18 protein-coding genes are annotated in these 17152 nt (G+C 61.5%); 6 read left to right on the top strand and 12 right to left on the bottom strand.

The window, feature by feature from the left end:
• Positions 1-3: 3 nt before the first annotated feature.
• Positions 4-618 (bottom strand): 50S ribosomal protein L25/general stress protein Ctc, encoded by a 615-nt coding sequence (locus AC1DNK_RS07680; RefSeq protein ID WP_112386270.1) that lies wholly within the window; start codon positions 616-618, stop codon positions 4-6.
• A gap of 319 nt (positions 619-937) precedes the next feature.
• On the opposite strand from AC1DNK_RS07680, the gene AC1DNK_RS07675 reads away from it, so the two are divergent.
• Positions 938-3025, top strand: coding sequence for a bifunctional diguanylate cyclase/phosphodiesterase (locus tag AC1DNK_RS07675; protein ID WP_477940292.1), 2088 nt, complete (start codon positions 938-940; stop codon positions 3023-3025).
• Between the two features lie 95 nt (positions 3026-3120).
• Positions 3121-4728: a hypothetical protein gene (locus AC1DNK_RS07670; RefSeq protein ID WP_477940290.1), complete on the top strand. Its 1608-nt coding sequence runs from the start codon at positions 3121-3123 to the stop codon at positions 4726-4728.
• 60 nt (positions 4729-4788) lie between these two features.
• On the opposite strand, the gene AC1DNK_RS07665 is transcribed toward AC1DNK_RS07670, so the two are convergent.
• The 7 genes from AC1DNK_RS07665 to lgt form a co-directional block, all read right to left on the bottom strand.
• Positions 4789-5295, bottom strand: a complete 507-nt coding sequence (locus tag AC1DNK_RS07665) for a Kazal-type serine protease inhibitor family protein (protein WP_477940911.1) — start codon at positions 5293-5295, stop codon at positions 4789-4791.
• A gap of 146 nt (positions 5296-5441) precedes the next feature.
• Positions 5442-6374 carry a ribose-phosphate pyrophosphokinase gene (locus AC1DNK_RS07660; RefSeq protein WP_112386272.1) on the bottom strand — a complete coding sequence of 311 codons (933 nt, stop codon included), beginning with the start codon at positions 6372-6374 and terminating at the stop codon, positions 5442-5444.
• A 105-nt stretch (positions 6375-6479) separates the two neighbouring features.
• Positions 6480-7307: a hypothetical protein gene (locus tag AC1DNK_RS07655; RefSeq protein ID WP_477940289.1), complete on the bottom strand. Its 828-nt coding sequence runs from the start codon at positions 7305-7307 to the stop codon at positions 6480-6482.
• A 98-nt stretch (positions 7308-7405) separates the two neighbouring features.
• Positions 7406-8557, bottom strand: a complete 1152-nt coding sequence (locus tag AC1DNK_RS07650; protein ID WP_477940287.1) for a M24 family metallopeptidase — start codon at positions 8555-8557, stop codon at positions 7406-7408.
• A gap of 4 nt (positions 8558-8561) precedes the next feature.
• Complete coding sequence (gene pgeF, locus AC1DNK_RS07645; RefSeq protein WP_477940285.1) at positions 8562-9356, bottom strand: peptidoglycan editing factor PgeF; 795 nt, start codon at positions 9354-9356, stop codon at positions 8562-8564.
• 100 nt (positions 9357-9456) lie between these two features.
• Positions 9457-10557 (bottom strand): class I SAM-dependent methyltransferase, encoded by a 1101-nt coding sequence (locus tag AC1DNK_RS07640; protein WP_477940909.1) that lies wholly within the window; start codon positions 10555-10557, stop codon positions 9457-9459.
• A 22-nt stretch (positions 10558-10579) separates the two neighbouring features.
• Complete coding sequence (gene lgt / locus AC1DNK_RS07635; RefSeq protein ID WP_477940283.1) at positions 10580-11428, bottom strand: prolipoprotein diacylglyceryl transferase; 849 nt, start codon at positions 11426-11428, stop codon at positions 10580-10582.
• A 193-nt stretch (positions 11429-11621) separates the two neighbouring features.
• Between lgt and AC1DNK_RS07630 the strand changes: the two genes are divergently transcribed.
• The 4 genes from AC1DNK_RS07630 to AC1DNK_RS07615 all read left to right on the top strand — a co-directional run bounded on the left by AC1DNK_RS07630 (position 11622) and on the right by AC1DNK_RS07615 (position 13950).
• Entirely contained in the window at positions 11622-11882 is a 261-nt protein-coding gene (locus AC1DNK_RS07630) for an accessory factor UbiK family protein (protein WP_112386278.1), read from the top strand.
• A gap of 394 nt (positions 11883-12276) precedes the next feature.
• A complete protein-coding gene (locus tag AC1DNK_RS07625) occupies positions 12277-12777 on the top strand; it encodes a type III secretion system chaperone family protein (protein ID WP_310294402.1) in 501 nt (166 codons plus the stop codon).
• Positions 12778-12783: 6 nt separating this feature from the next.
• Positions 12784-13602, top strand: a complete 819-nt coding sequence (proC, locus tag AC1DNK_RS07620) for a pyrroline-5-carboxylate reductase (protein ID WP_477940282.1) — start codon at positions 12784-12786, stop codon at positions 13600-13602.
• Positions 13603-13608: 6 nt separating this feature from the next.
• Entirely contained in the window at positions 13609-13950 is a 342-nt protein-coding gene (locus AC1DNK_RS07615) for a tRNA-binding protein (protein WP_112537855.1), read from the top strand.
• On the opposite strand, the gene AC1DNK_RS07610 is transcribed toward AC1DNK_RS07615, so the two are convergent.
• Genes AC1DNK_RS07610 through AC1DNK_RS07595 form a run of 4 tightly spaced genes read right to left on the bottom strand, consistent with a single transcriptional unit; the run spans position 13951 to position 17087 of the window.
• Entirely contained in the window at positions 13951-14529 is a 579-nt protein-coding gene (locus AC1DNK_RS07610; protein ID WP_477940279.1) for a DUF1349 domain-containing protein, read from the bottom strand. It lies immediately after the preceding gene.
• 10 nt (positions 14530-14539) lie between these two features.
• Complete coding sequence (locus tag AC1DNK_RS07605) at positions 14540-15916, bottom strand: ATP-binding protein (protein WP_477940277.1); 1377 nt, start codon at positions 15914-15916, stop codon at positions 14540-14542.
• A 28-nt stretch (positions 15917-15944) separates the two neighbouring features.
• Positions 15945-16643: a response regulator gene (locus tag AC1DNK_RS07600; protein ID WP_477940275.1), complete on the bottom strand. Its 699-nt coding sequence runs from the start codon at positions 16641-16643 to the stop codon at positions 15945-15947.
• Entirely contained in the window at positions 16644-17087 is a 444-nt protein-coding gene (locus tag AC1DNK_RS07595) for a MarR family winged helix-turn-helix transcriptional regulator (RefSeq protein ID WP_112386341.1), read from the bottom strand. It lies immediately after the preceding gene.
• Between the last annotated feature and the right edge of the window lie 65 nt (positions 17088-17152).

Genomic DNA, 17152 nt, shown 5'->3' with positions numbered 1-17152 from the left:
TTATCAGGCTTCAGCGCCGCCTTCGGCTTCAGACGTGTCTTCTTCGACGCCAGCTGCCGGAGCAACGATGGTGGCGATCGTGAAGTCACGGTCGATAACCGTGGTGACACCCTTCGGAAGGGTAACTTCCGAGATGTGGATGCTGTCGCCGATCTTCTTGCCGCTCAGGTCGACATTGAAGAATTCCGGGATGGCATTGGCCGGGCAGTGAACTTCAACTTCGTGACGAACGATGTTGAGAACGCCACCGATCTTGAGACCCTGCGACTTCTCTTCGTTGATGAAGTGAACCGGGATCTCAACGGTAACCTGCGTGTTGCCGGAAACGCGGAGGAAATCCACGTGCATCGTGAAGTCACGAACCGGGTCGAGCTGGTAGTCCTTCGGGAGAACCTGGTACTTCTTGCCGCCGAGGTCGATCGTGGCAACGGTGGTCATGAAACCGCCGGCATGGATACGCTTCGTCACCTCGTTGGTGTTGAGCGTAATGGAAATCGGGGCCTGCTTGTCACCATAGATGACAGCGGGAATCAAACCGTTGCGGCGAAGTTCACGGGCGGACCCCTTACCAACCCGTTCGCGCGCCTCGGCCTTGAGCTCGTAAGTTTCGTGGCTCATGGCTATTCCTTTCGAGGTTATATGGAGAGTCGAAGTCCGGCATATGCCGTCCTTTGACTGGAAGCACCTTTTTGGGAAGCTTCATCCGCATTGCCTCCAAGGGTGTCTGTGCGGACGCGTGCGCTATAGTATAAGTCCGGCTGAAACGCAAGCTCGGCAGGGCCGGGCGCGTCCTTTGCTCCTGTGGTTGTGGCTTTCTTTTGCGCGGTTGTAAAATCTGACGGTTATTTAACCAATGAATCGCAATTAAAACGCCAATTAATGAATCCTACTATGCGAATACATATAGGTGATCACGGTTTCAATCGCGGTCTCAATCATGTTGCGTATCATCTCCTGCATCACAGTCGAACACAGCCTGTCGCATCTCCTTTTCGCGACCGTGATCTGCGTTCTGGGCTCACTGCTGACGATGCGGCTTTTCACCCGGGTACGGCGCACAGAGGGCCTGCAGAAATTCAACTGGCTGTTTCTCTCCGGCTTCGTCGGCGGATCGACGATCTGGACGACGCATTTCATCGCCATGCTCGGCTATCAGTCGCCGGCGATGAACGGCTATGAGCCCGAACTCACCCTGATCTCGCTGTTCATCGGCATCGCTGCCAGCATCATTGGTTTCACCGTTGCCGCCAGCACGCCGAAGACCATGCTGGTCGAAGCGGGCGGGGCGATCGTCGGCCTCGGTATTGCCTGCATGCATTATGTCGGGATCGCCGGATACAAGGTTGCGGGCCACATGGTCTGGAGCCAGCCCTATGTCCTGACCTCGCTGGTGCTGGCCGCGGCCTTCGGCGCCGTAGCCACCAATCGCGTCGCGCGTCCGGTCACCCGGTTCTGCAAGCACGGCTCCGGCCTGGCGCTGATCTTGGCGATCGTGCTGACGCATTTTACCGGCATGGCTGGCCTGACGATCGTTCCCGACAGCGCCATTCCGGTTGCGGGAGAGCTGATCTCGGTCAACATCATGACCGGCCTCGTCGTCGCAGTCATGGTGGTTATCCTCGCGCTTGGTGCCTCGACCTATGTCATCGACATTCAGTCCAGCCAGGCGGCCGTCGAGCGCTATCGCCATCTGTCGCTGCACGATCCGCTGACCAATCTGCCCAACCGCGCCGCCTTCAACGAGCATCTCGCGGCACTGACGAAACGGCCGAAGGACATGACCGCGAATATCGCCGTGCTCTCCTTCGATCTTGACCGCTTCAAGGAAATCAATGACGTTCACGGCCATGCGGCCGGCGACGCCGTGCTGCGGACGGTTGCCGAGCGGCTGATGCTGCTCAGCAACGACAGCCAGTTCATGGCCCGCGTCGGCGGCGACGAGTTCGTGGCTGTGATGCACAAATATTTCATCCGCGCCGATGCCACTGGCCTGGCGCAACGGATCATCGACGAGATCGCCAAGCCGGTTTCCTGGGAGGAGCAGACGCTCTGCGTCGGCACCAGCGTTGGCGTCTCGACCTTCCCGGGACAGGCAACCACGATCGATGATCTGCTGTCGCAGGCCGACATTGCCATGTACCGGGCGAAATCGACCTCTAGCAACAGCATCTGCTTCTACGATGCCTCGATGGATCAGATCTCCCGCGAGCGGAACGCGCTTGCAATCGAGATGCGTGAAGGATTGCGGCGCCGGGAGTTCGAACTGTTCTACCAGCAGCAGAACGATACGGTGACGCGCGAGGTCGTTGGCTTCGAGGTCTTGCTGCGCTGGAAGCATCCGGTGCGCGGCTATATCGCGCCGATGGAATTCATTCCGATCGCCGAGCGTAACGGTTTCATTCTGGAGCTCGGCGAATGGGTGATGCGAGCCGCCTGCGCGGAGGCTGCGACCTGGAAGAACCCGCTGCGCATCGCCGTCAACGTCGCGCCGCAGCAACTGAGCGATCCCCGGCTGCCGCAGATCGTTCATGAGATCCTACTGCAGACCGGGCTTCCGGCTTCGCGCCTGGAAATCGAAATCACCGAATCCGGCATCATCGCCGACCACCAGCACGCGCTGCATGCGATCCGCCGGCTGAAGGCGCTGGGGATCAAAGTGGCGATGGACGACTATGGGACCGGCTACTCGTCGCTTTCGACACTGCAGAGCTTCCCCTTCGACAAGATCAAGATCGATCGCGCTTTCGTCGATGGCGTCGTCACCAACAAGCAGTCGGCGGCAATCGTCCGCTCGACGCTGATCCTGGCCGCAAGTCTCGACATCCCGGTTCTGGCCGAAGGTGTCGAGAATGAAGATCACATCGACTTCCTGCGCCGGGAAGGGTGCCTGCAGGTGCAGGGCTTCCTGTTCGGCAAGCCGGTGCCGCGTTCGGGCATCGAGGCGATCGTCGGCACCGACGCGCCCGCCAAGCCTCAACCTGAAGTGATGGCTGTGGATGAGATCAAGGCCGCGGCAGCCGCCTGAGAAGAAAATATCAACCCGCGGATGAGGCTGGCTTGACATCCGGCCTCTGGCAATCTCACATGCGCGCCTTCATGCCCCAAGGGAGAATTATCGAGATGCGTCACAGGCTTATCACGGCGACGAGCGCCATTGTTCTGGCTTTGGCCACGGGAGCGTCCGCCGCTGACATCAGTCAGGACGGTGCGAACGCCATCCGTGACAATCTCAATCACCTGCTGCCGAAGGACATCGCCAAGAGCCAGCCGGTCACCGTGAAGCCGGCAGGCTCGCGCTACGAGATCACCTATGATTTCGCCAAGCTCCTGGAGAAGGTCAAGAAGCAGGATTTCGAGATCAAGGGTCTCGTGCCGTTCAAGATGTTCGCGACACCGCAGGATAGCGGGCTGTGGAACCTCGAAGGCAACAACAACCTGAACGTGACCGGCCATTTCGGCGGACCGGACAAGGCGCGCACGGACTTCACTTACTCGATCGCTCAGATGGATTTTACCTCGGTCTTCGACCCCGCGATCAGCTATCTGCGCTCGGGTGATTTCAGCGCCAAGGACCTGAAGATCAGCTCCACGACCGATACGGAATCCGTCAATGCCAGCTTCGGGGACATGGTCTACAAGCTGAGCTCCGCAGACAGCGCCACGGCCGGGCGTCTGGATTTTGCCGCCAACGGCAAGTTCAGCGCCTTTGCCGAGCAGGTCAGCGGCAAGGAAATGCCGCCGATCCAGATCTCCGCCGACAGCCTGGATTTCGATGCCAAGGTCAATGGCATTGCCGCCAAGGACATCAAGGAGATGGTCCTTTTCGTGCTCGATCATGCCGATGAGAAGCAGCTGACCAAGGAGAGCGAGGCGAAGCTGAAGGGCATGCTCGGCAATGCCTTCCCGCTGCTGAGCTCGCTTGAGGAAACGATCAAGCTCAACAACCTCGCGGTCACCAGTGCGGTTGGCAGCGGCGGCGCCAAGTCCTTCGGCTATCACTTCACCGTCGATGGTCCGAGCAATGCAACGCGTATCGGCGTCGCGATGGATGCTGCCGACGTGACACTCGACAGCGCGCTCGTTCCTGCCGGTTACACCGCGTTCCTGCCGCAGGCGCTCGATATCCAGTTCGGCGTTCCCGGCATGGATTTCGCGGCCTTCGCGGACGAGTTCATGAAGATGGATTTCACCAAGTCCACCGACGACAGCGAGAAGGCCGGGCAGCAGGCTGCCGAGAAGCTTTTCCCAGGCGGTATTCTGAAGGTCGATTTTCCGAAGGTCAGCGCCAAGTCCAGCGTCTATGACGTCGAGGTCTCCGGCGAGCTGGAAGGCCGCGTCGATACGCAGAAAGATTACAAGCTGAATGCTTCGATCGTGGCGCGCGACTACGACAAGACGATCGCCGCCATCCAGGAACTGGCAAAGACCAACCCGGACCTGACCCAGGCATCCTTCGGCCTGATGATGATCAAGGGTTTTGCCAAGGCTGATCCTGATGGCGCGCAGCGCTGGGATGTGGCTGTAGCAAGCGACGGCTCGGTCAGCGTCAATGGCCAGCAGATCAAGGGTCCGGATGCACCGGCGACTGAAGAAGCTGCTCCCTCCGACGAGGCGGATCCTTCGGATGAGGCCGCTCCTTCAGACGAGGCTACTCCGGATGAGACCGCTCCGTCTGACGACGCGGCGCCCTCGGATGATGCTACGCCGTCCGAAGAGACCAAGCCCTGATTTAGAAAGGCCCGCTTCGAAGCGGGCCTTTTTCGTTCGGCCGGAGTGCAGAGGCGCGGCCTACTGGCGGCACTCTCCACCGCTGATGATGCGGAAGCCCGCATTGCCGGCTTCGCAGGCATTTGGGAAGGTTTGCGTCTGGCGGCCGCGTTCGCCGCAGACCGGGCGGTATTCGCGGGTGCAGATGCCATCGGGGCGGCCCGGGCGGTCGGGTCTATCCGGTCTTTCAGGCCGGTCGGGCCTGCCTGGACCATCCGGCCAGTCCGGGCGGCCGGGACGGTCTGGTTCCGGACGCGGGAAGGGTGGCGGTCCACCGCGGCATTCGCCGCGTCCAACGATCATAAAGCCGCTGCTGCGCGCCTGGCAGGCATTGCCGAAGGTTTGCGTGCGCCCACCGCGCTCGCCGCAGACCGGGGCATATTCCATCGTGCACATCTGCGGCTGCGGCGGCCGGGGACGCGGCGGTGGCCGTGAGTAGCCGGGATCGACATCGACGGTGCAGGCCGACAGCAGCGGAACAAGCGCTATCAGCGCCAGCCGCCTGCCTATTTTCAGATGGTTTCGGATGTTCGTCACAATTGCTCCCCCGTGCAAACAAATCACAGGGGAAGCCTAGTTGAAACGGTCAACTTGATGAAGCGGCAAATGCAACTTCGCCGCTCCGAACGGGGCAGGGATGGAACCGTCAGTCGAAGAGACTGGAGATGGAACCGTCAGTCGAAGAGACTGGAGACGGACTCTTCCTGGCTGGTGCGGTTGATGGCTTCGCCGATCAGATTGGCGGTCGTGATGACGCGGATATTGTGTGCCGACTGCACAGCCGTGGTCGGCTGGATGGTGTCGGTGATCACAAGTTCGCGCAGCTTCGACGAGGTGATGCGGGTGACCGCGCCGCCCGAGAGAACGCCGTGGGTGATATAGGCCGTGACGCTGGCTGCGCCCTGCGCGAGCAGCGCATCGGCAGCATTGCAGAGCGTGCCGCCGGAATCGACGATGTCGTCGATCAGGATGCAGTCCTTGCCTTCGACTTCGCCGATGATGTTCATGACTTCGGATTCACCCGGGCGGTCACGGCGCTTGTCCACGATCGCCAGCAGACAGTCGAGGCGTTTGGCAAGCGCGCGGGCGCGCACCACGCCGCCGACGTCAGGCGAAACAACGGTGATGTTGCTAGTGTCGTAATGAGCCTTGATGTCGCGCGTCAGGACCGGCACGGCATAAAGGTTGTCGGTCGGGATATCGAAGAAGCCCTGGATCTGGCCGGCATGCAGGTCGAGCGTCAGAACGCGGTCGGCACCGGCTTCGGTGATTAGGTTGGCGACCAGCTTGGCCGAGATCGGCGTGCGCCCCGAGGCGCGGCGATCCTGGCGGGCATAGCCGAAATAGGGAAGAACTGCCGTGATGCGGCGGGCCGACGAGCGGCGCATCGCATCGATCATGATCAGCAATTCCATCAGATGGTCGTTGGTCGGGAACGATGTCGACTGAACGAGGAACACGTCCTCGCCGCGCACATTCTCCTGAACTTCGACGAAGATTTCCTGGTCGGCAAATCTTCTGACGCTGGCCTTGCCCAAGGACACATTGAGATAGGTGCAGATCGCTTCGGCGAGATGCCGGTTCGAATTGCCTGCGAAAACCTTCATTTTGGCCCGCCTATTGTCTGCTGATAGCCGCGCTTTTTAGCCAGCTTGCTTCTGAATGCAAGCGCAAAGGCGACACAGGGCTTGATATTTATCAAAACCCTGTTGCTAACCGCCCTGAGATTGGCGCCAGACGTTGAATTCGGCGATGGTTTTGGTGCCGATCTGCTGCATGACCGAGGCGGGGACGCCGGCCCAAGGGTCCTGAGCGGCGGAGGGGACCTTCTCTTCGCCTTGAATGCGGTGCAGGCGGCCGCCGCTGCTGTCGAGAACATCCCAGACATAGGTGACGGTGACATTGCCTTCATCGGTGAAGGCCGAGAGATAGCCCTTCAGGATGTAGTCGCTGCTGTTATCGGTGGAACTCTTGATCGCTAGGCCGTGCGAGCGGGCTTCCGAGCCGAGCTGGCGCGAGAGGGGCGTGACGGCCTGAACGGGCGCGCCGATGATCGGCAGGAAGCGCACGGTGTTGCCCCGGGTCGAGCCCGACTCCACCGGATCGATGGCGGCCACCTGTTGCGTCTCCTGACGCTGCCGGCGCGGCGGCGGCGCCTGGTCGCCCATGTCCTGCTCTTCGGCTTCGGCGTTGGAAAGCGGCTCGCTCTCAATGGCCTCGGGCGCGCGATAGCTTTGTGGCGCCTGTGCAGAAAGGGCGTCAGCCTGCGCCTGCATGGATGTCGGTGGCGCGCCGGGGCCGGGGCGGTAGGCTTGATTATAGGCGGGGTGATAGCCTTCCGGTGGCTCCGCGGCGAAGGCCTGGCGGGATTGCGACCCGGCCATGCGCTCGACTTCGCGCTGGGTCACCGGCGAGGAGCGCGGCGCCACGGAGGAATCGCCGATATCGACGAGCGGCGTCATCGCATCGGTCGTATTGCAGGCGGCAAGCAGGCTGGCGAGGCATGCAAGAAGTGCTGGCGCAGTCAGCGATCGCGTCATCCTTCCAGCTTTCCTTCCGTCATTCGCATCAGCCCCGCCCAGTTTATGCGGGCGGGGATGGTCTTGTGTCAATTCCGGATTCTTGCCGGTGAAGTCTCTCAGGCGCCGAGGAAATCCAGTCCGTGGCGCGAAAGCGCCCGTGGTGTACCCGATGTCGTCAGATAGGTCTGGCCGAGCGTCATCGCGGTTCCGCTGTCGGAATCGGCGATGATCATGTGCACGAAGAGCGACATGTTGGGCTCGATCGGCTGCGGATTGCCGACATGGAACATCTGGTGCTCCATCCAGGACGGCGAGAAGCGGGCGCCGAGCGAATAGCCGCAGGCGTTCAGGCGGTGGCGGGCAAGGCCGCGCTCGTCCATGATCTTCGCATGCATGTCGAACACGTCGCCGAAGGTGTGGCCGGGCGTCAGCACCGTTTCGATCGCCTGCAGGTTTTCGAGGCAGGCGCTGAACAGCTCGCGGTGACGGTGCGTCGGTTCGCCGACGACGATCGTGCGCATCATCGCCACGTGGTAGTGCGCGTAGGTGCCTGCCCATTCGATGGTCAGCTGGTCATTGGCATCGAGCTTGCGGCGGCCGGCCTTGTAGCGGCAGAGCAGGGCGTCGGCGCCGGAGCCGATGATATATTCGTTGGCCGGATAGTCGCCGCCGCCGCTGAAGACGGCACCCTGCATGGCCGCGAGAATGTCGGCTTCGTCGGCGCCGGCCTTGGTGAGCCGGATTGCCTGATCCAAGGCATCGTCGGCGAGGGCTGCGGCGCGCTCGACATAGGCGACTTCTGCCGGGCTCTTGATCAGGCGCAGGCGGCTGACGAGATAGGAGGCATCGCTGATCTGGCCGAAGCTCGAAAGCTGGGCATCGAGCAGGCGGGCGACGCGGCCGGTCATCCCATGGGTGTCGTATTCGATGCCGATGCGGGCGCCGAGCAGATCCATTTCGACAAGCAGGTTCTTGAGATCGACGGTCGGATCGGCGTTGACGCGATCGACCCAGACATGGACGTCTTCCAGGATCGAGGTGTGCTTGGCTTGGCGAAGGTCTGCCGAGCGGGTGATCAGCGCCATCGTGCCATCCGCCTTGACCACCAGCGTCTGGAAGAAGCAGTAGCCGAAGGTGTCATAGCCGGTCAGCCAGTACATGCTTTCCTGGGCGAAGATCAGCAGGGCGTCCAGCTTTTCCTCGCGCATCTGCTCGGTGACGCGGGCAAGGCGGCTGGCGAATTCGCTCCGTTCGAAGTGCAGTGCCATTGTCTCAAATCTCCCTGATGCTGATCGCTGAAATCTGGCGGCCGTAATCCGGCTCGTTGTTATGGGTGGTGCGGCGGTACGAGAAGAAGCGCTCGCTGTCCGGATAGGTGCAGAGCCCGATGCTTTCCGCGCGCACACCTGCCTTCGTCAACCGGCCGACCGTCAAGGCAGGCAGGTCGAACATCGAATGACCGGGTTTTGCCGACGGAATGAAATATTGCGCGTAAGCAGTATCCTGCGTGACGAAGCGGTCGACGAATTCCGGACCGACCTCATAGCTTGCCTGGCTGATCGATGGTCCGAGGCAGGCGACGATCGCCTCGCGCCGGGCGCCGAGTTTCTCCATGGCAATGATCGTGTTTTCGAGCACGCCGGTCAGCGCACCCTTCCAGCCTGCATGGGCTGCTCCGATAACGCGGTTTTCGGGATCGGCAAACAGGATGGGGCCGCAATCGGCGGCCAGCACGCCGAGGACGATGCCGGGCGTGGCCGTCACCAGCGCGTCGGCCTGCGGGCGATCGCCATCGTAATTTCCATCGACGGTCACGGCGTCGGGCGAATGGACCTGGTGGACTGTGGCCAGCTTCTCCAGCGGCTGGCCGAACCAGGCGGCGACGCGGCGGCGGTTCTCGTTGACATGGTCGCGGTTGTCGTTCGATCCGAGGCCGACATTGAGGCCGCGGTAGAGACCTTCGGAGACGCCGCCCTGCCGGGTGAAGTAGCCATGAATGATCGCGTCGTTCGCAGCCTGTTTCAGCAGCGCGCTTTCGATCGGTGCGGGTGAAGCCGCGTTTTGCATCAGCGATTCCGGGATGTTTAGAACGGGGTCATTGTTCACCGGATCGTCCGGTGAAGCATTGTCGATTGCGCCGGATGTTGGCGCAGGGCGGCGCGCTCTGTCAATCCACCGGGCGGAAAGGCATGAGATCGACGGCCGGACAGGAGACCGCCATCGCCTTGAAAAGCTCGCCCATGCGGCCTTCACCCGAACCTGCCAGCCGGTCGACGGCGCTCTGGATGATCTGCTGGGTCCGCGGCTCGCGGTCGCGCCCAAGAGCGCTGGCACGGTCGAGAATGCCGAGGCCGACGAGGAGGTCGCCCTGATGCAGCGCACCGTTCAGATGCAGTCCCGCCGCAACGGCGGTTCTGGCCAGATGTTCGAAATCCACATGGCTGGTCAGATCGGCTTCGCCGGGATTGGCGAGCGGCGGGTCGAATTCATGCATCCGCACCGCCTGCAGCGTATCGCCGAAGCCGCTGACGAGGTGGCCGTAGTCGATGGCGAGCGCGGTACCGCCGAAGGCCTTGAGGCGCTCGCAGATGGCGATCATCACCGACTGGCGGGCAGGCGAGAATTCGAACAGCGTTCCTGCAGGCATGGTCTGCGCGCCATCTGGCAGCAGCGCCGGATCGATGCCGGCAACACCGGCGGCAAATGTCAGCTCGCCCTCGGCGTCGAGGCCGACCATGCGTTCACGGAAGCCGGTCGGTGTCTTGACGAACTGGCGGATCGGGATGGCGTCGAAGAGTTCGTTGGCAGCAATCAGCGTGAATCCGTCAGGGACTTCGTCGAAATCATTGTGCCAGGTGATTTTGCCATCATGAGCCTCGAGCGTCTGGCTCTGGACGTCGCGCAGCCGCTCGCTGGTCTCGACCAGATGCACGCTCATGTTTTCGAAGAGCGGCGGGGCGAGACGGGCGATGACGCGCAACATGTCCGACATCATGGTGCCGCGGCCGGGGCCGATCTCGACGAGGCGGACACCTGCCGGCGTGCCATGCTGCTGCCAGGCGTGAACGATGAAGACGCCGATCATCTCGCCGAAGAGCTGGCTGACCTCCGGGGCGGTGACGAAATCGCCGGAGCGGCCGAAGGGTTCGCGGACACGGTAGTAGCCGTGTTCCGGGTCAGCGAGGCACAGCGAGAAGTAATCGGTCACGCTGATCGGGCCGTTCGCCTGGATGATCGCCTTGATCTTTTCACCAAGTGCGGTGGTCATGGTGGTCACGTCCGGTCTGCGTTCAGTTCTGCAGCGCGACCTGGCGGCGGGCGCGCATGATCGCCCAGAGGCCAAGTAGGATCATCGGGAAGGACAAAACCATCCCCATGGTCAGCCAGCCGGTTCCGAGCAGGTAGCCAAGCTGCGCATCCGGCTCGCGGAAGAATTCCACGAAGATACGCGACAGTGCATAGCCACAGACGAAGACGCCGGAAATGAGGCCCGGCGATTTCAGCGCGCGGAAGCCGTAGATCAGGAGCGCCAGAACGGAGAGAAGCACGATGCCCTCAAGGCCCGCTTCATAAAGCTGGCTCGGATGGCGGGCGAACGGTCCGCCGGTCGGGAAGACGACGGCCCAAGGCACATCGGCGAGACGGCCCCAGAGTTCACCGTTGATGAAATTGGCGATGCGGCCGAAGAACAGGCCGATCGGAACGACACCGGCGACGATATCGAACAGGCTCCAGATCGGGATGCTGTTCTTGCGGGCAAACAGGATCATCGCAAGCGTCGTGCCGATAATGCCGCCATGGAAGGACATGCCGCCGTTCCAGATCTGGATGGCGCGGATCGGGCTCTCGATCACCGCAGGCATGTCATAAAAGAGGATGTAGCCGATGCGGCCGCCGAGAACGATGCCGAGGGCGGCCCAGACAACGAAATCGTCGAGCTGCGCCTTGGTGATCGGCGAAGCATTGCCCGGCCACAGGCTGTCGTTGCCGGCGATGCGGCGCGCATAGGACCAGCCGAGCATGATGCCGACGACATAGGCTAGGCCATACCAGTGGATGGCGAGCGGGCCGATCGAGAAGGCGATCGGATCGATATCCGGAAACGGCATGATTGCCATAAGATTGGCTGCAGTCGGCAAAGCTTTCCCACCCGTTGATGTGCGCGGAACATGGCGTTGCGATACGAGGCGGTCAAGTCGATTGTGAGGCAGGGCAGGGCGAGGCGGGCTCTTATCCAGAGCAAAGCGCTTGCATCCTTAACGGCGAAGCCCTACCTCCATTTTCAGAGGCTACGGGCCTGAGGAAACTTGTCGTGCGAAGGAGAAGACTGCCATGACGACTGGAACAAACCGCATCATGGACGAATTCGCAAAGTTGATGACCGACGCAGCCGGCGCCGCCCAGGGCGTGCGCAAGGAGGTCGAGACGGCCTTCAGCGCTCAGGCCGAGCGCTGGCTGAACAGCATGGACGTCGTCAAGCGCGAGGAATTCGAAGCCGTGCGCGAGATGGCCATCAAGGCGCGCGACGAGAACGATGCGCTGCTGGCACGAGTCGCGGCGCTTGAGGCGCAACTGGCCGCAAAGAAGAAATAATTCCCGTTTTGCTACAAGATGTGGTGTGGCGCTTTTGCGACACGCCGCATCTCAGACAGAAAATCGGGTGGGTTTATCCACCTGTGGACACTGCCAAAAAAGCCAATGGGCAGAGTCGCTTATCTCCCCCTCCTGAATCTGATTTCGAGAAGCTGTCCACAGTACCTTTCGGGAAATAGCCCGGTCGGGGGCTGGCTTGTCGCCGGTCTGATTATACACTGATTTTAAATGATGATTCGAACCGGACGGCGGTAAGCTCCAGGCAGGTTTCCTGCGTTAAGTCTGGGTTGCGGTTCAAGGGTCATCGAAATGGTGTTCCGGTATTTGCGTGTGCTTTGCTTGTGTTTTGTAGACCCAAGTCAGTCGCATTCATTCCCGGTCAAGAAGGTGCTGCATGAGCCTGATGGAATTGGAATTCGAGCGTCAGTCGAACCCGGTCGATATGATCGAGTACGTCGCCGCCAATAATGACTGGGCATTTGAACGGTCAGGCGAGGACGAGATCGCGATGACGGTCGAGGGGAAGTGGGCCGATTACCACATCTCCTTTTCCTGGATGGAGGAGTTCGAAGCCCTGCATCTCGGCTGCGCCTTTGATATCAAGGTGCCGGAAAATCGGGTCAACGAGGTCACCAAGCTGCTCGCGGCGATCAACGGTCAGGTGCTGATGGGCCATTTCGACCTGTGGCGCCAGGAAGACGTCGTGATCTTCCGTCAGTCGCTGCTGCTGGCCGGTGGCGCGGAACCCACCAACCGTCAGGTCGAAGTGCTGCTTTCCAGCGCGCTCGATACCTGCGAAGTCTATTATCAGGCATTCCAGTTCGTCATCTGGTCCGGCCTCGATGCCGCCAAGGCGATGGAAGCCGTTCTGTTCGAAACTGTCGGCGAAGCGTAATTCCTCATGTCCAGCCTGTCTTCTGATCCCATCGTTCTCATCGGCGCCGGCAATATGGGGGGCGCGATGCTCTCCGGCTGGCTGAAGAACGGCGTGCCGGGTTCGTCCGTGGTCGTCGTCGATCCTGGCCCGTCGCCGGCGATGATGAAGACGATCTCCGATGCCGGTGCCACGCATGTGACGGCGGCTCCGGATGGTCTGAAGGCCGGCGTCCTGTTCATCGCGGTCAAGCCGCAGGTGATGGAAGCGGTTCTGCCGCCAGTGAAGAAGACGGTCGGGCCGAACACGGTCGTGGTTTCGGTCGCTGCTGGCAAGACGCTCGGCTTCCTGGAAAAGCATCTCGGCGAAGCGGCCATGGTTCGCGCCATGCCGAATACGCCCGCCATGGTCGGCCGCGGCGTCACCGGCGCTTTCGCCAATTCCAAGGTCAGCGCCGATCAGCGCGATCGCGTCCATTCTCTTCTTCGCGTATCCGGTCCAGTTGAGTGGGTTCCGGCCGAGTCCGACATCGATTCCGTTACGGCCTTGTCGGGCAGCGGCCCTGCTTACGTGTTTTATCTCGTCGAGTGCATGGCTGAGGCAGGCCGTAAACTTGGCCTGCAGGCGGACCTGGCCATGCGTCTTGCACGGGAAACGGTCGCGGGGGCTGGTGAACTTCTCCACCAGTCCCCCGACGACGCTTCCAAGCTTCGCCAGAATGTTACGTCTCCGGGCGGCACCACTGCCGCGGCTCTTGCTGTGCTGATGGCGGAGAAGGGAATGCAGCCGCTGTTCGACGAAGCTCTCGAGGCGGCGCGCACGCGTGCGCAGGAACTGGCAGGCTGACCCAATATGGCTGACGAGATCACCTATGCCGATTTCGAGCGCGTCGACATCCGTGTCGGCACCGTCATCGAAGCCTCGCCATTTCCCGAGGCGCGCAAGCCGGCGATCAAGCTGCTGATCGATTTCGGCCCCGAGATCGGCGTCAAAAAATCCTCGGCACAGATCACCGTGCACTACGATCTCGACAACCTCGTCGGCCGCCAGGTGCTCGGCGTCGTCAACTTCCCGCCACGCCAGATCGGTCCGTTCCGCTCGGAAGTGCTGACGCTTGGCTTTGAAGACGAAGCGGGCGCGATCGTGCTGGCGGCAACGGACAAGCCGGTGCCGAACGGCAAGAAGCTGATGTAATCAATGGATATCGCGCGAGACCGGGTCGGTCAGCGTGAAGGAATGGAATGTTGCCTCGAAGCCGCCGCGTTGCGGTGAACAGAAGGCGGGGCCGACCTGCAGCTCTTCTATCGATGGGTCGAACCAGGCGAGGCGCGCCATGCGCCATTCGGTCATGACATCCGTGCGGTACTGAATGAACAGCGCGTCGCCGTTGCGGGTGACGCGGACGGACATAACGTCGAAGGCGTGGTCGATGCGGAAGGCGGACCAGTCGGAATGAGTGTTGGTGACGACGGTGCTGAAATGCATCGCGCCGTCGGTATATTCGATCCCGCATTTCATCCAGCGCTTCTCATCGGCGCGGATCATCAGTCCCGCCTGGTCATAAAGCGCCTCGTAGCGGCCGGAGAAGCTCACCTCGGCGGTGAAATCGCCCTTGTGTAGCTGATGCAGGAAATGCCCGTCGTCGCGGTGGAACCCGTAATAGGTGCCTTGCCAGAAATCTGTCTTCTCGCCGGAACGCACCTGCAGCGCGCCGTCGCGGACATCCGCTGAAACAGGTGGGTTGAGCCAGGTCATCTCATTGAAAGCGGTCATTGTGGGGCACTCACGCGGGAACGCGGATGATGGCGCGCAGGCCACCCAACGGGCTGTCGCCGAGCGTCACGTTGCCGCCGTGACTGCGGGCGATGTCGCGGGCGATGGCGAGGCCGAGGCCGGTGCCTGAATCGTCGAGGTTGCGGGCTTCGTCGAGGCGGAAGAACGGCTTGAAGACGTCTTCGCGGTTCTTCTCGGGAATGCCGGGGCCGTCGTCGTCGAAGGTCAGCGTCAGCCACTTGGCGCTGTGCTTGGCCTCGATATTCAAGGAGCTGGCGTAGCGGCGTGCATTCGAGGCGAGGTTCATGACCAGCCGGGTGAAGGCGTTGGGGCGGACGGAAATCTCGTCGTCGCCTTCGATTGAATAGGTGAGGGCCTTTTCGTGGAGCGAGAAGTCGGCCTCGATCCGTTCCATGATCTCGCTGAGCTTCAGCTCGCCGACATCTTCCTCCACCTCCGTGCGGGCGAAAGCCATGTAGGCCTCGAGCATCGACTGCATGTCGTTGACGTCGTCGGCCATGCCCTGCAGGTCGGGATTGTTTCCAGCGAGCGCCAGCTGCAGCTTGAAGCGGGTGAGGATGGTGCGCAGGTCGTGGCTGACGCCCGTCAGCATGGCGGTGCGCTGCTCCATCTGCCGCTCTATGCGCTCGCGCATCAGGATGAAGGCGAGGCCGGCGCGGCGGACCTCGTCGGCGCCGCGCGGATAGAAGTTCTCGGCCTTCTGGCCCTTGCCGAAGCTTTCCGCGGCGGCGGCCAACGCCTGGATCGGCCGAATCTGGCCGCGCAGGAAGAGGATGGAGACGCCGATCAGCACCAGGGAGGCGCCGACCATCCAGACGATGAAGATGTGAGTGTTCGAGGCGTATGTCTGATTGCGCTTGGTCAGAACCCGCAGGATCTTGCCGTCCAGCTTGATGCGGATTTCGACGAGATTGGAATCGCCGAGCGTATCGAGCCAAAAGGGCCGTTTGATCTGGTCGGTGAGCTCATCGGACAGGATGCCGTCAAGGATCGAGAAGAACGGTTTTTCGCGCGGCGGGGGCAGATCGCCATCAGGCTCGACGGAAATCTGCAGCTTCATCTGCTCGCGGGCGATCCGCGTGATCGCGGTATAGTCGGCGTCCTGCGGATAGGTATCGATGATCTGGATGATCGCGGCCATATCCTGGGTGACGGCCATCGACAGCCGCTGCGTCACCATCTGCCAGTGGCGTTCCATGAACACGGCGGCGACCACCGACTGCAACAGCAACATCGGCATGATGATGATCAGCAACGAGCGGACGTAGATGCCCGTGGGGAGGCGGCGGCGCAGAAAGCGCGCGAACCACTTCCAGCCGGTGGCGGGCAAGCGCTCTTCGCGCCGCAGGCTTTCGAAAGTCACCATCTCAGTTGCGATCCTGACGTCCGGAGCTTCAATCGATACTCAGCCTGTATCCTATACCACGAACCGTCTGCAGCCAGACAGGGTTCGCCGGATCGTCCTCGATCTTGCGGCGCAGACGGTTGATCTGCACGTCGATGGTTCGTTCTCCAACCTCGACATCGTCGCCGATCAGCTCGTGGCGCGGAATGGTGTCGCCGGCGCGCTTGGCGAAGAGCAGCATGATTTCCTGCTCGCGATCGGTCAGGCGGATGACTTCGGCCGCCTTCTTCAGCTCCTTGCGAGTCAGCGAGAAGGTATAGGGGCCGAACATGATCTGCTCGATCTTCGGCGCATCCGATGCGTTGCGGCGAAGGATGTTGTTGACGCGCAGCACCAACTCGCGCGGATCGAAAGGTTTCGACAGATAATCGTCGGCGCCGGCCTCAAGCCCGGCGATGCGATTGTCCGACTCTGCCAGCGCTGTCAGCATGATGATCGGAACGTTCTTGATCGTCCGCAATCCGCGGGTGACGTCGATGCCCGACTCTCCCGGCATCATCACGTCCATGATGATCAGGTCGAAGTCGAGGCCGGCAAGCTTGCGCTGCGCCTCGGCGCCATCTGCCGCCACGGTTACCCTGAAGCCGTTCTCGGTCAGGTAACGGTTCAGCAGCGCCCGGATGCGTGTGTCGTCGTCGACGACAAGCAAATGCGCCGCATCATCTGAAATGATTGTCTTTCCCGTCATTCAGTCCGCTTTCGATGTTTGCCTGTCCCGCATGCCCCTCAGAAATGCCTTCACGCTCTCGCGCGTCTCAAGAGAAGCATTGTCGAATGCCCTCTCAATGCGGCGCGATTGCGGCTCCGCCAGAGCAAGCGCCAGTTCGCGCCCCGTCTTTGTCGGATAGAGTTTGCGCTGGCGCCGGTCTTCCGGGCCTGCGACTTGCCTGATGTATCCAGAATCGATCAGCTGTTTGAGCACTCGAGCGAGGCTCTGCTTGGTAATCTTCAATGTATCCAGAAGATCGGCAACGGTCATGCCGGGTTCACGGTTAACAAAGTGTACCACCCGGTGATGCGCCCGTCCGAAGCCGCTGGTTTCGAGGATCGCGTCCGGATCGGAGACGAAATCGCGGTAGGCGAAGAAGAACAGCTCGATGATCTCGAAGTCGATGATGCCGGTGTTTTCCATCGGCGTGGCCAACGGTTCAGGCTTGCCTGCTTTCGGGCCTGTCTGTCTTGCCGGCACGTCATTTC

The sequence above is a fragment of the Rhizobium sp. 01N424 genome (assembly GCF_056399485.1).
The sequence above is the reverse complement of the archived record's forward strand: the minus strand, read 5'-3'. Positions and strand labels throughout refer to the sequence as shown.